The sequence below is a fragment of the Pseudomonas sp. MOIL14HWK12:I1 genome (genome assembly GCF_000510705.1).
Taxonomy (GTDB): domain Bacteria; phylum Pseudomonadota; class Gammaproteobacteria; order Pseudomonadales; family Pseudomonadaceae; genus Chryseomonas; species Chryseomonas oryzihabitans.
Window position 1 is genome coordinate 212,103 of sequence record NZ_KI783309.1, and the last position, 12,363, is coordinate 224,465.

A 12,363-nucleotide genomic window follows, 5' to 3' on the forward strand; every position below is an offset into this window, starting at 1 on the left:
TATGAAGAAGTCTCTCTTGGCGGTGGTCGTGGGCATGCTGGCCGTCTCCGGCTGCAGCCTGATCCCCGACTACCAGCGACCCAACGCGCCGGTGGAGAATGCCTGGCCCCATGGCCAGGCCTACGATGCCCTGACGGTCAACCGCGACCAGCAGGCGGCCGACATCGGCTGGCGCGATTTCTATCGCGACCCGGCGCTGCAGCAACTGATCCAGCTGTCGCTGGACAACAACCGCGACCTGCGCCAGGCGGCGCTGAACGTGCGCCTCTACCAGGCGCAGTACCGCGTGCAGCGCGCCGAGCTGTTTCCCGACATCAGTGTCAGCGGCACCGGGACCCGTACCCGCCAGCCGGAAGACCTGAGCCAGGTCTCCGCCATCCGCGAACTGCTCGCCGGCAACAGCGCCAACGGCGCGGGTGGCGGTGGCGGCGGCAGCATCAGCAGCCAGTACAGCGTGACCCTGGGCTTCACCTCCTATGAGCTGGACCTCTTCGGTCGCCTGCGCAGCCTCAGCGAGCAGGCGCTGCTCAACTACTTCGCCACCAGCGAAGGACGCCGCAGCACCCAGATCTCGCTGGTCTCGGAAGTGGCCAACGCCTACTACGCCTGGCTCACCGACCAGCGCATGCTGCAACTGACCCGCGAGACCCTGGACGCCTATCAGCGCTCCTACGACCTGACCCGTCAGACCGTGGAGAACGGCGTGGCCAGCGGCCTGGACCTGCGCCAGTCGCGTACCGCCCTGGAAGGGGCGCGGGCGAATCTGGCGCAATACACCCGCCAGGTGGCCCAGGATCGCAATGCCCTGACGCTGCTGCTGGGCACCTCGATCCCGGCCGACCTGCCGCAGGGCAAGGGCCTGGACGGCAAGGACCTGCTCGCCGACCTGCCGGCCAACCTGCCGTCGGATCTCCTGCAGAAGCGCCCGGACATCCTCCAGTCCGAGCTGCAGCTGCGCGCCGCCAACGCCAACATCGGCGCGGCGCGGGCGGCCTTCTTCCCGCGCATCAGCCTGACCGCCCAGGGTGGCACGGCCAGTCGCGATCTGAATGGCCTGTTCGACGCCGGCTCCGGCTACTGGACCTTCTCGCCGAGCATCAACATCCCGATCTTCACGGCCGGCAGCCTCAAGGCCAGCCTGGATGCGGCCAGGATCCAGAAGGACATCAACGTCGCCACCTACGAGAAGTCGATCCAGACCGCCTTCCGCGAAGTGGCCGATGCCCTGGCGGCGAAGGGCACCTATGACGACCAGCTGCAGGCCCAGCAGGACCTGGTGCAGGCCAGCCAGGAGTACTACGACCTGGCCAACCTGCGCTATCGCCAGGGCATCGACAACTACCTCACGGTGCTCGACGCCCAGCGCTCGCTGTATAGCGCCCAGCAGCAGCTGATCACCGATCGACTCAACCAGCTCAACAGCGAGGTCACCCTGTACAAGGCCCTCGGCGGTGGCTGGCTGGAGCGTAGCCAGACGCGACCGCCGCTGGCGGCCAGGCCCTGACCCTGCTCCAGCAAGACGCCGGCCTCGTGCCGGCGTTCTTCTGTCCGGGGTGCCCGTCTATCGACGCCGCTGGGGGGCTGGGTATACTGCCCCCTGTCCCTTTCTCTGGAGTCTCTGCATGCGCTATCGCCTGTTGCTCGGCCTGCTCGCCGCCACTGGTCTGACCCTGGCCGGCTGCGCCAGCAGCCCCCAGCAATTGAGTCCGCAACCCCAGATCACCGCGCCCATCGCCCCGGTCGGCCAGGGCCAGCCGGTCTCGGTCCGGGTGGTCGACGGTCGCTCCTCCTTTACCCTCGGCACCCGTGGCGGTCTCTATCCCGACACCAGCGTGGTGGTGGTGCAGACCCAGGACGTGATTCCCAAGCTGCAGGCCGAAGCCGAGAAGGCGGTCCGCCAGATGGGCTTCACCCCGTCGCCCAATGCCGGCCCCGGCGCGCCCCAGCTGACCCTGACCCTGGCCGAGCTGAACTACCAGTCGCCCAAGGAACTGTACGTCACCGCCTCCGACGTCGCCGCGGCCTTCCAGGTCGACGTGCGCAACAGCCAGCGCGGCTACCGCGGCCGCTACGGCGCCAGCCTCAACCAGCGTTTCGGCATGGCGCCCAACGCCGAGGCCAACACCAAGCTGGTCAGCGATGTGCTGAGCGATGCCCTGACCCGGGTATTCAAGGATCCGACCGTGGTCCAGGTGCTCAGCGGTCGCTGAAAACCCGACGCCCACGAAAAAGCCCGGCCAGTGCCGGGCTTTTTCATGGGTCGCCGACCGCTATTCCAGGCCGGCCAGCACGCGGTACTTGTTGAGCACCGGCTGGGCGTACTGGCGCACCAGCTGCGCCCGGTATTCCGCCGGGCACTCGGCCAGGCGCTTTTCCCACTCGCCGCGGGCGACCGCGATCTCCTCGGCGGGAAACAGGGCGTCCACCGCGGGCACGGCCAGCTCCGGATCGCGACCCTCCCAGGCGGCATAGGCCAGGTAGCTGGCCGGGAACAGCCGGTAGTTGCCGAGGATCTGCCGGTCCATTTCCTGGGCCAGCGCCTTGGCATCCTCGAACTCACCCGTGACCGGCTCGCCAAAGGCCACGTGCACCCGGCCCTTGTAGCCGGTGATGCCCAGGGCGATGCTGACGTCGTCCTCGCCCGGTGCCTTGGTATAGCCGCCGGTGGTGGCGCGGATGTGCAGTTCGCGGGCCTTGGCCTGGTCGCAGGGATCGAATTCGTAGCTGATGGATACCGGCACGATGTTCAGCGCCTTGACCAGCTCGGCGAAGGGGGCGTCCTTGCAGCTCATGTGGAACATCTTGAGGATGGCCGAATCGGTACGGTCGTCGCCATCCTTGGCCCGGCCCTCGGCCTGGGCGATCCAGATGGACTGGCCGTCCTGGCGGATCGAGTGATTGATGTAGGCGGACAGATTCTGGTACGCCGCCAGCTTCTCGCGCCGGCCGCTGATGGAGCGGTGCACGATGAAGCTCTTGTTCAGCCGCATCAGGTCGCTGACGAAGGGCTTCTGCAGGAGGTTGTCGCCGATGGCGATGCGCGGCGTTGGCAGGCCGGCGTGGTAGACGGCATAGTTGACGAAGGCCGGGTCCATCACGATGTCGCGGTGGTTGGCCAGGAACAGATAGGCCCGGCCACTGCGCAGCTGGTCAATACCGGAGTAGGTAACGCCGTCCGAGGCCTTTTCGATGGCGCGATCCACATAGGGTTCGAGCTTGTCCTGCAGCGCGGCGACGCTCTGGATGCCGCCCAGTTCCTGGCGCAGGCGGGTGCGCAACAGGGGCCGCACCACCCAGCCGAGGCCCTTGGACAGGCGCGGGAAACGGTAGCCGGCGAGGATGGCGATGAAGTGGTCGTCGTCGATCAGGCGGGCCAGAACCCCGGGGACTTCCGCGTCGTTATAGGGTCGAATGGCTTCGAACTCGCCCATGGTGTTCTCTTGTAGAAATTCCGGCGGCCATAGTAGTGGGCGTGGCGCCAGATGCAAGCGCCAGGGGCCGGATGGGCGGCAGGTTGGCGGTCGAGGAGTGCAGGCAGATGCTGGAAAGCCAGGAATACGATTGCCCTTATTGCGGCGAACCGGGCGAGGTGGTGCTCGACCTCAGCGGCGGTGATCAGGACTACTACGAAGACTGCGAAGTCTGCTGCCGGCCGATCCGCTTCGGCCTGCACACCGATGGCGAGGACTGGAATCTCGAGGTTCGTCGGGAGGACGACTGATGCGTCGCATTTACGAGCCGGGTTCGCTGCACGAGGGTGAATTGCTCCTGGCGGTGCTGGCCAGCGAAGGCATCAGCGGCTTTCTTGCCGGGCGCCATCTGCTCGGGGGCATCGGCGACCTGCCGGCGGCAGGGCTGCTCGGCCTGCTGGTCGAGGATGAGGAGGCCCTCCGCGCGCAGGCGCTGATCGCCGCGTACAATGCCGCCACGCCCCTGCCGGGAGAGGATCCGTCCCCCGAGCAGGGCATCCTCGTCTGCTAGGTTCTAGACGAAAAGTGCCTACGCATCGGTGATGCTTCGTTGAAAAACGCTTCGGAATGCTCATTTACCACTTGTAAACTCCGCTTCCTCAGCATTTTTCGCCTCGCCTGACCTTCGCTCGGCGACTTTTCGTAAAGAACCTAAAAAGGTTTTCATGTCCGGACGCTACGCCCTGTTCCGCTGGCCCGCCGAATTCGCCGCCCTGGCGGGATTCCCCGAAAAGCATGCGCCGCGCTGGAACATCTCCCCCCATCAGCAGGTGCTGCTGCAGCGGCGGACCGCCGAGGGCGAGCGGGTCGACAGCGGTCGCTGGGGACTGACTCCGCCCTGGCTCACCGATCTTTCCCGCACCCCCACCCACGCCCGCGCCGAAAGCCTGGCCACCCAGCCGATGTTTCGCGAGCCCTTTCGCCTGCGACGTTGCCTGCTGCCCGCCAACGGCTTCTACGAATGGCGCGGCAATCATCGCAAGCGGCCCTACTGGATGCTCAATGGCGAACCCCTGGCCTGGTTCGCCGCGCTCTGGGAGGCCTATCCGGCCGGGGACCAGCTCTGGCTGTCGGTGGCCATGGTCACCCAGGCCGCCGGCCCGCTGCGGCGGCCAATCCTGCTGGATGAAGCGGGGCGTTCCCTCTGGCAGGATCCGAACAGCTCGCCCGAAGCCCTGCAGGCGCTGTTGGCCGCGGGCGGCATGCCGCTGCGCGAGCGGGTGCTGGCCGATATCGTCAATCGGCCCGAGGTGGACGGGCCGGAGTGTCTGACCCCGCTGTAGACGCGGTCCTCACCCCGGCCCTCTCCCAGGAGGGAGAGGGGGGCTTGGCACTTGAGGGGAGGGGGCTAGACCCGGAACCGTTCCGCCAGCTGGCGTTGCTGTTCGGCCAGTTCGCGCAGTTGCTGGCCGGCGCGGGAGGCGCTGTCGGCTTCGCCGTGGACCGCCTGGGCGCTCTGGCCGATATTGACCACGTTGCGATTGATGTCCTCGGCCACCGCGCTCTGTTCTTCCGCGGCGCTGGCGATCTGCAGATTCATGCTGGTGATCTCGCCCACCGCCGCCAGGATGGTGTCCAGCGCATGCCGGGTGGCCTCGGTCTGGGCGACCTGGGTGCTGGTCTGGGCGCCGCTGGCCTGCATCACCGTCACCGCCTCGCGGGTGCCCTGCTGCAGGCGCTGGATCATCTCCTGGATCTCGCTGGTGGCGACCTGGGTCTTTTGCGCCAGGTTGCGCACCTCGTCGGCCACCACGGCGAAGCCGCGGCCCTGCTCGCCGGCCCGCGCCGCCTCGATGGCGGCGTTGAGCGCCAGCAGATTGGTCTGCTCGGCGATGCCGTTGATGGTGGTGAGGATGGAGCCGATGTTCTCGCTGTCCTCGGCGACCCGGCGGACCTGCTCCACCGCGCGCTCGATCTCCCGGGCGAGGGCGGCGCTGCTGGCGACGTTCTGCTGCACCAGCCGCTGGCCTTCGTTGACCGCGCCGTCCGCCTCGGTGGCGGCCCGCGCCGCGCGACCGGCATTGCCGGCCACGTCCTGGGCGGTGGCGGTCATCTCCTGCATGGCGGTGGCCAGCTGGTCGATCTCCTGCAACTGGCGCTGCACGCCGTCGCGGGTGCGCTGGGCGATATGGGAGGTGTGCTCGGCGGCCGAGGCCACCTCGCCCACGGAGCGGATCAGCTGGCCGATGAGGCCCTGCAGCGAGGCCAGGAAGCGATTGAAGCCGCCGGCCATGGCGCCGACCTCGTCGCGGCGCTCGGTGGCGAGGCGCTGGGTGAGGTCACCGTCGCCCTGGCCGATGGCGTCGAGCATGGTCACCATCTGCCGCAGCGGCCGGGCGATGCGCAGGCTGATCAGCCAGAGCACCAGCAGACCGGCGCCGGCGACCGCCAGGCCCACCAGCAGCATGCCGATCACGTCCTGGTGACGTTGGCTACCCAGGGTGTCCTTGAGGCTGTAGAGGTCGGCCAGCACGGCTTCGCGGGGGAGTTCGATGATCAGCGTCCAGACCTGGCGGTTGTCGCCGGCGAAGCGCAGCGGCAGATAGACCTGATAGCGCTCGCTCTGGGCGTCGAAGCGACGGGTGACGCCTTCGCCGAGGTCCTTGAGGCCGGTCAGGGTCGCGCCCAGCACCGGTTCGGCCGGTTTGCCCAGCTGGCTGGCATCGGCGGTGTAGGCGACCAGGGTGCCGCGCCCGGCCACCAGGGCCATGCGGCCCACGCCGCCATAGAGGCGGCCATTGGCCTTGACCAGCTGGCGCTGGATGAAGTCCAGCGGCACGTCGGCACCGACCACGCCCTTGAAGGCGCCGCCGACCAGGATCGGCACGTTGAAGGAGGCGATCAGCACCTGCTGCTCGTTGACCGTGTCGGGCATGGGATCGAGCACGCAGGTGGTGCGATTTTCCCGCGGGCAGAGGTAGTACTCGCCTTCGCGCACGCCCGAGGGCAGCCGGGTCTGGCTTTCCACGGTCGGGCCGATCGGTTCCACCGTCACATCGCCGTCGAGGGTCTTGTGCCACCAGGGGGTGAAGCGCCCATGCTCGTCGTAGCCGGCCGCGGCATCACCGCGATGGCGGTCGTCCTGGCCGTCGATGGCATTGGGCTCCCAGACGGTATAGAGACTGAGCAGGCCGGACTGGCGCTGCAGACTCCGGCCCAGCAGGCGGACCAGACTCTGGCGATCCAGCTCGACCTGCTGGTCGCCCGGACTGGCCATGGCCACGTTGAGTTGCGCCAGCTGACTGGCCAGTTGCAGGGGGACGTCCAGCTGGCGTTGCAGCTGGTTGCCCACGGCCTCGGCCTCGGCCGTGAGCCGGGCTTCGGCGGCCGTGGCGGCCAGGGCCTCGGTATGGCTGTCGACCAGGGCGCGGGTGCGCTGACCGGCGAACAGGGTGTAGGCGATCAGGGCAGCGACCACCGCCAGGATGCAGGCGCCGGCCAGCAGGGTGATGGAGGTGCGGATGGAGCGGGAATTCATGGGGGACTCCGGGGCGTTCGATACCGGGAGCTATCGGCGCAGATGTCTGTCCATTGAGGCCTCCGGTCGCCTGGCAGGAGAGCGTTGCCGGGCATTACCGGACGTTGCCGGGTCTGACGCCCCTCTCTAGACTGTATCCGCCTCGATACCTGGAGATTCCCATGCGCCGTATCCTTCCCCTCGCAGGCCTGTCCCTGAGCCTGCTGCTGGTCGCCTGCCAGACCGTCAATACCACCTCCGGTGGTGCGGTCGGGGTGCAGCGCAAGCAGTACATGTTCAGCATGCTGTCCGAGCAGCAGGTCAACCAGATGTACGCCCAGTCCTATGCCAAGACGGTCAGCGAGGCCAAGTCCGCCGGCAAGCTGGCCAACGATACGGCCGACGGCAAGCGCGTGGCCGCCATCGCCAAGCGGCTGATCCCGCAGACCGCGGCCTTCCGTCCGGACGCGGTGAACTGGGATTGGCAGGTCAACCTGGTGCAGAGCGACGAACTCAACGCCAACTGCGGCCCGGGCGGCAAGATCTTCGTCTACAGCGGCCTCATCGATCAGCTCAAGCTGACCGACGACGAACTGGCGGCGGTGATGGGCCACGAGATCGCCCACGCCCTGCGCGAGCACAGCCGCGAGCAGATGTCGCGGGCCTATGCCATCCAGATGGGCGAGAACCTCGGCGGCGCCCTGCTGGGCGTCGGCCAGGGCGGCATGCAGCTGGCCGACCAGGTGTCCCAGGTGGCCCTGACCCTGCCGTTCAGCCGCGGCAACGAGAACGAGGCGGATCTCATCGGTCTGGAGCTCTCGGCGCGCGCCGGCTACAACCCCAATGCCGCCATCACCCTCTGGCAGAAGATGGCCCAGGCCAGCCAGGGCAAGCAGCCGGCGGAATTCCTCAGCACCCACCCCTCCGACGCCAACCGCACCAAGGCCCTGCAGACGGCGATTCCCAAGGTGATGCCGCTGTACGAGGCGGCGAAGAAGGGTTGAGGATTTGGGTTTGGGGGAAGGTACTTCCCTCACCCCAGCCCTCTCCCAGGGGGAGAGGGGGCGGGTAGGCGCCGTAGGCTGGGTTGAGTGCAGTGAAGCCCGGCAGGGCTCGGCGTCGCTACCGCCGCCGGGCGCTGTAGACCTTGAAGCCGTCGCGTTCGGCCAGGGTGCGGCAATTGCCGAAGGCGGCCTCGATCAGTGGCGGATAGCGCAGGAAGCTGTTGGCCACCAGGCGCAACTCTCCGCCGGGACGCAGATGGCGCACCGCCTCGGCCAGCAGGGTCTCGGTGGTGCGGTAGTCGGTCTTCACGCCGCTGTGGAAGGGCGGATTGCTGACGATGGCGGCAAGACCGCTGGGCGCCGCGGCGATGCCGTCACCGGCGATCACGGTTCCGGCCAGGCCATTGGCCGCCAGGGTCTGGCGACTGCTGGCCACGGCGAAGGCGTCCACGTCGAGCAGGTGCAGGGTGCTGGCGGGATAGCGGCGGGCCAGGGCGGCGCCGACCACGCCGGCGCCACAACCGAAGTCCAGTACCGCCCCCTCGGGCAGGCCGTCGAGGTGTTCCAGCAGCAGCGCCGTGCCCACGTCCAGCCGGCCATGGCTGAACACACCCGGTAGGCTGAGAATCTCCAGACTCATCCCCGCCCGCTCCAGCCGATGGCGTTGCAGCCAGGCGTCCGGCTGCGGATCGGCCGAGGTGCTAGGGTCCTGCACCACCCACAGTTGGCAATGGCGGGCGCTGTCGAGCTTGCTGGCCTGGCCCAGGACGCCCAGCTGGCGCGCCGCGCGTTCGATCCCGGCCTTCTTTTCCCCGACCAGAAACAGACTACCCGCGGCCGGCAGGCGCTGGCTCAGGGCAGTGAGCAGGAAGTCGGTGGCCTCGCGGGACTTGGGCAGGAACAGCACGGCAGCGGTGAAGTCGCCCGCCGGGGGCTCGATCCCCAGGCTGACGCGACCCGGATAGCGCCGCATCAGTTGTTCGGCCTCGCCCGCATGCCAACTCCAGCCGCTGGCCGCAGGCAGGCTGCCGAGCAGCTCATCGGCCGGCAAGCCGGCGAGCAGCAAGGCGCCGCCAAAGCGCTCGGGGTGACGGAGGAGGACTTCGCTGCGCGGATCCATGGGGCTACCTGGCGAAAAAAGCGCGAACTTTAGCAGACCACCCGCTGCGGCGTGCCGGCGAAATGACCTTCGGCATTGGCGGCGAGCTGGCCGATGATCCGCTGGCGCGCCTCGCGACTGCCCCAGGCGTTGTGCGGGGTGACGATCAGTCGTGGAATGTCACCGGCCAGCAGCGGATTGCCGTCGCGCGGCGGCTCGACGCTGAGCACGTCGGTGGCGGCGCCGGCCAGGTGGCCGCGTCTCAGGCAGTCGGCCAGGGCCTGTTCGTCGACGATGCCGCCGCGGGCGGTGTTGACCAGGAAGGCCGTGGGTTTCATCGCCGCCAGTTCCGCCGTACCGATCAGGCCGCGGGTCTGCTCGGTCAGCGGGCAGTGCATCGTCAGGGCGTCCACCTGGGGCAGCAGCTCGGCCAGCGGCAGGCTGCCCGGGCGGGCGGGGCGACCGGGCAACTGGCCCACCAGGGTCTGCATGCCGAAGGCTTCGGCCAGCCGCTTGACCGCGCTGCCCAGTTCGCCGAGGCCGAGCAGGCCGAGGGTCTTGCCTTCCAGCTCGACGATGGGGTGATCGAGCAGGCAGAACTGGCTGGCGGTCTGCCAGCGACCGGCGCGGATGTCCGCCTGGTAGTCCGGCAACCGGGTGGCCAGGGCCAGCAGCAGCGCCAGGGTGTGCTGGGCGACCGAGGCGGTGCCGTAGCCCTGGCAGTTGCAGACGCGCACGCCCTGGGCGCGCGCGGCCTCCAGGTCAATGTTGTTGGTGCCGGTGGCGCTGACCAGCACCAGCTTCAACTCGGGGCAGGCGGCCAGGATGGCGGCGTCCAGCACCACCTTGTTGACGAGGGCGACCTGGGCGCCGGCCAGGCGCGCCGCGACCTCCTCCGGGGCGCTCGCCGGATGGAGTTCCAGTTCGTCGAACACCGCGCGCAAGGGCGCCGGGTCCAGATCGCCCAGGTCGAGAGAGGCATAGTCGAGGAACACGGCGCGAACGGGCATGACGACTCCAGCGGACAGGGAAGGGAGGTCCGAGCCTAGCAGCCGCGGGTCGTCCAGGAAAACCGCCCGGTCGCGGCTGGAGTATGCTGAGGGGATGAATTATCTCGCGCACCTGCACCTGGGCGGCCCCGGCCGCGAAGATCGCCTCGGCAGTCTCTACGGCGATTTCGTCAAGGGCCCGGCGGACCTCTGGCCGGCCGGGATCGCCGCCGGCATCCGGCTGCACCGGCGCATCGACGTCTATACCGACGACCATCCCCTGGTGATCCGGGCCAAGACCCGGTTGCCCGCGGCGCGGCGGCGGGTGGCCGGACTGCTGGTGGATGTCTTCTTCGATCACTGCCTGGCGCGCCTCTGGCACGACTATGCCGAGCAGCCGCTGCCGGATTTCGTCGCGGACTGCTACCAGACCCTGCTGGAGGAGCCGGAGCTGCCGCCGCGGCTGGCCCGCATCGCGCCCCTGATGGCGCGTCAGGACTGGCTGGGCAGCTACCAAGACTTCGCCGTGCTGGAGCGGGTGGTGGAAGGCATGGCGCGGCGGCTGTCACGCCCGGAGCTGCTGGCCGGGGCCTTCGCCGAACTGGACGCCGCCTACGATGGCCTGCTGGCAGATTTCCGCGACTTCTATCCGCAGTTGCAGGCCTTTGCCGCCGCCGAGCGGGCGGCGCGGGTTTCCAGCTGAATCCCGAGGCGGCCGGCGATGGCCGCCTGGCAGCGACCCGCCAGTACCTGGCGCGCCTGGCCTTGGGGCAGCACCGCGGGCAGCAACTCGATCCTCAGGGTGGTCCCGCCGTTGTCCAGCAGCCGCAGTAGATGATTCACCAGGTCGTCGTCGCCGATGAAGGCCGCGTCCCGATCCGGCTCGCCGTGGCGCCAGTAGCTCAGGGCCACGGGTTGCAGCGGGGTGCCGGTGGCGATGGCCGGACTCAGCAGCCGACCATGAAAGGTGCGCAGCACGCTGCCGTCGGTGGTGGTGCCCTCGGGAAAGAGCGCCAGTGACAGGCCCTGGGTCAGGCGCGTGGTCAAGGCCTCGCCCAGGGCGTCGCCGCGTTCGGCACCGCGGCGGATGAACAGGGTGCCGGCCTGGCGCGTCAGCCAGCCGGCGAAGGGCCAGTCCGCCACCTCCGCCTTGGACAGGAAACCCAGCGGCCGCAGGCTGCCGAGGGCGACGATGTCCAGCCAGGACACATGATTGGCCAGCCACAGATGGGTGCCGCGCGGCACCTCGCCCCAGACCTCCAGGCGCAGGCGCAGCGCCCGGGCCAGCAGCTGGAAGAAGCGCCGCGTCAGCCGTTGCCGCAGCCCCAGACAGGGCCGCCGACCGAGCGTTACCGCCAGCGCCACCGTCAGGGCGAACAGCGCCCCGAGCAGCAGCGCGGCCAGCACCGGCAACAGCCGCAGGGCGAGGCGCAGTCGCCTCATACCGCGGCCTTGAAGTGGCGGGCATAGCGCGGGCAGAGGTCTTCGCGCTTGAGCAGGATGAAGACGTCGGCCACGCCGAATTCCGGATCCCAGCAGGGCGCGCCGCAGACCTGGGCGCCCAGGCGCAGATAGGCCTTGAGCAGGGGCGGCAGCTGCACCACCAGGTTGTCGGGCACGGCGACGAAGGGCAGCGGGCGCCGCGGCGTGGCGCGGATCGCCGGGATGCGTTCGTCCCGCGCGGCCTGGCGCAGCAGGGCGGCGGCCTGCAGGCCGCCATCGGCCATGGGCACGCTGGCGCAGCCCATGAGGTAGCGATAGTCGCCACAGGCCATGATCTCGGCCAGTTCCGCCCACAGCAGGGCGATGGCCGCGCCGGTGCGATGCCCGGGCGCCACGCAGGTGCGGCCGATTTCCAGCAGCGGACCCTGCAGGCCGTCCAGGCCTTCCAGCTGGAATTCGCTTTCGCTGTAGAGACTGCCCAGGCGCTCGCGGCGGCGTCCGTCGAGCAGTCGCGTGGTGGCGATCAGCTCGCCGCTGCGCAGGTCGCGCACCCCCAGGTGCAGGCAGTGGGCGTCGTAGGCGTCCTGGTCGAGGTTGTCGGCGAAATGCACGCCGTAGGTACTGCCGAAGACCTCAGCCCGCAGGCGCTGGGCGGCGCGGATATCCGCGGCGGTCGACAGGCGTTCGGCGCGCAGCGCGGGCGGTGCGGACACTGGAATCGGCATGGCAGGGCTCCGGCAGTGGGTATGCAGCAAACCCTAGGTAGCCGGGATGACAGCCCCGTGAAGCGGCCATGGCGATCTCGTGACGAGCGGTCGGGCACCGTTGCAGGGGCGCCCTCCAGATGCCTGCGGGCGCCAGGGGACTGACCGAACGCATTCGCAATTGCTAGGTTGGACGC

13 protein-coding genes and 1 pseudogene are annotated in these 12,363 nt (G+C 69.0%); 7 read left to right on the top strand and 7 right to left on the bottom strand.

What is annotated here, in order from left to right:
• The first annotated feature begins 1 nt into the window (after window position 1).
• The gene (locus tag PSEK12I1_RS0122080; RefSeq protein WP_027602943.1) at window positions 2–1,504 is read left to right on the top strand and encodes an efflux transporter outer membrane subunit; all 1,503 of its coding nucleotides are present in this window, start codon (window positions 2–4) and stop codon (window positions 1,502–1,504) included.
• Between the two features lie 118 nt (window positions 1,505–1,622).
• Complete coding sequence (locus tag PSEK12I1_RS0122085; RefSeq protein ID WP_007161696.1) at window positions 1,623–2,210, top strand: YajG family lipoprotein; 588 nt, start codon at window positions 1,623–1,625, stop codon at window positions 2,208–2,210.
• Window positions 2,211–2,270: 60 nt separating this feature from the next.
• Here the strand turns inward: PSEK12I1_RS0122085 and PSEK12I1_RS0122090 are convergent, their stop codons facing one another.
• Window positions 2,271–3,431, bottom strand: coding sequence for a 1-acyl-sn-glycerol-3-phosphate acyltransferase (locus PSEK12I1_RS0122090; RefSeq protein ID WP_027598431.1), 1,161 nt, complete (start codon window positions 3,429–3,431; stop codon window positions 2,271–2,273).
• A 107-nt stretch (window positions 3,432–3,538) separates the two neighbouring features.
• Between PSEK12I1_RS0122090 and PSEK12I1_RS0122095 the strand changes: the two genes are divergently transcribed.
• The 3 genes from PSEK12I1_RS0122095 (at window position 3,539) to PSEK12I1_RS0122105 (ending at window position 4,753) form a co-directional block, all read left to right on the top strand.
• Window positions 3,539–3,721, top strand: a complete 183-nt coding sequence (locus tag PSEK12I1_RS0122095) for a CPXCG motif-containing cysteine-rich protein (RefSeq protein WP_017639858.1) — start codon at window positions 3,539–3,541, stop codon at window positions 3,719–3,721.
• A complete protein-coding gene (locus PSEK12I1_RS0122100; protein ID WP_007162730.1) occupies window positions 3,721–3,981 on the top strand; it encodes a putative signal transducing protein in 261 nt (86 codons plus the stop codon). The genes PSEK12I1_RS0122095 and PSEK12I1_RS0122100 overlap by 1 nt, the downstream gene beginning before the upstream one ends.
• A gap of 154 nt (window positions 3,982–4,135) precedes the next feature.
• Window positions 4,136–4,753: an SOS response-associated peptidase gene (locus tag PSEK12I1_RS0122105; protein ID WP_027598432.1), complete on the top strand. Its 618-nt coding sequence runs from the start codon at window positions 4,136–4,138 to the stop codon at window positions 4,751–4,753.
• Between the two features lie 65 nt (window positions 4,754–4,818).
• Here the strand turns inward: PSEK12I1_RS0122105 and PSEK12I1_RS25430 are convergent, their stop codons facing one another.
• On the bottom strand, window positions 4,819–5,703 hold the full coding sequence (locus PSEK12I1_RS25430) for a methyl-accepting chemotaxis protein (RefSeq protein WP_371099755.1): 885 nt from the start codon (window positions 5,701–5,703) through the stop codon (window positions 4,819–4,821).
• Window positions 5,677–6,948 (bottom strand): annotated as a pseudogene (locus tag PSEK12I1_RS25435) (HAMP domain-containing protein); the annotation flags it as partial. The pseudogene PSEK12I1_RS25435 and the gene PSEK12I1_RS25430, both read right to left, overlap by 27 nt.
• Before the next feature lie 161 nt (window positions 6,949–7,109).
• Here PSEK12I1_RS25435 and PSEK12I1_RS0122115 point away from each other — a divergent pair.
• Window positions 7,110–7,931: a M48 family metallopeptidase gene (locus PSEK12I1_RS0122115; RefSeq protein WP_027602945.1), complete on the top strand. Its 822-nt coding sequence runs from the start codon at window positions 7,110–7,112 to the stop codon at window positions 7,929–7,931.
• Between the two features lie 118 nt (window positions 7,932–8,049).
• Here PSEK12I1_RS0122115 and PSEK12I1_RS0122120 read toward each other — a convergent pair whose 3' ends face one another.
• The gene (locus tag PSEK12I1_RS0122120; RefSeq protein ID WP_027602946.1) at window positions 8,050–9,051 is read right to left on the bottom strand and encodes a class I SAM-dependent methyltransferase; all 1,002 of its coding nucleotides are present in this window, start codon (window positions 9,049–9,051) and stop codon (window positions 8,050–8,052) included.
• A gap of 29 nt (window positions 9,052–9,080) precedes the next feature.
• Window positions 9,081–10,040 (bottom strand): 2-hydroxyacid dehydrogenase, encoded by a 960-nt coding sequence (locus PSEK12I1_RS0122125; RefSeq protein ID WP_027602947.1) that lies wholly within the window; start codon window positions 10,038–10,040, stop codon window positions 9,081–9,083.
• A gap of 94 nt (window positions 10,041–10,134) precedes the next feature.
• On the opposite strand from PSEK12I1_RS0122125, the gene PSEK12I1_RS0122130 reads away from it, so the two are divergent.
• Window positions 10,135–10,722 (top strand): ACP phosphodiesterase, encoded by a 588-nt coding sequence (locus PSEK12I1_RS0122130; protein ID WP_027602948.1) that lies wholly within the window; start codon window positions 10,135–10,137, stop codon window positions 10,720–10,722.
• On the opposite strand, the gene PSEK12I1_RS0122135 is transcribed toward PSEK12I1_RS0122130, so the two are convergent.
• Together PSEK12I1_RS0122135 and PSEK12I1_RS0122140 are read right to left on the bottom strand one after the other, a co-directional pair.
• Window positions 10,665–11,462, bottom strand: coding sequence for a 1-acyl-sn-glycerol-3-phosphate acyltransferase (locus PSEK12I1_RS0122135; protein ID WP_027602949.1), 798 nt, complete (start codon window positions 11,460–11,462; stop codon window positions 10,665–10,667). The genes PSEK12I1_RS0122130 and PSEK12I1_RS0122135 overlap by 58 nt on opposite strands.
• Window positions 11,459–12,187 (bottom strand): GNAT family N-acetyltransferase, encoded by a 729-nt coding sequence (locus PSEK12I1_RS0122140; RefSeq protein WP_027602950.1) that lies wholly within the window; start codon window positions 12,185–12,187, stop codon window positions 11,459–11,461. The genes PSEK12I1_RS0122135 and PSEK12I1_RS0122140 overlap by 4 nt, the downstream gene beginning before the upstream one ends.
• Window positions 12,188–12,363: the final 176 nt, after the last annotated feature.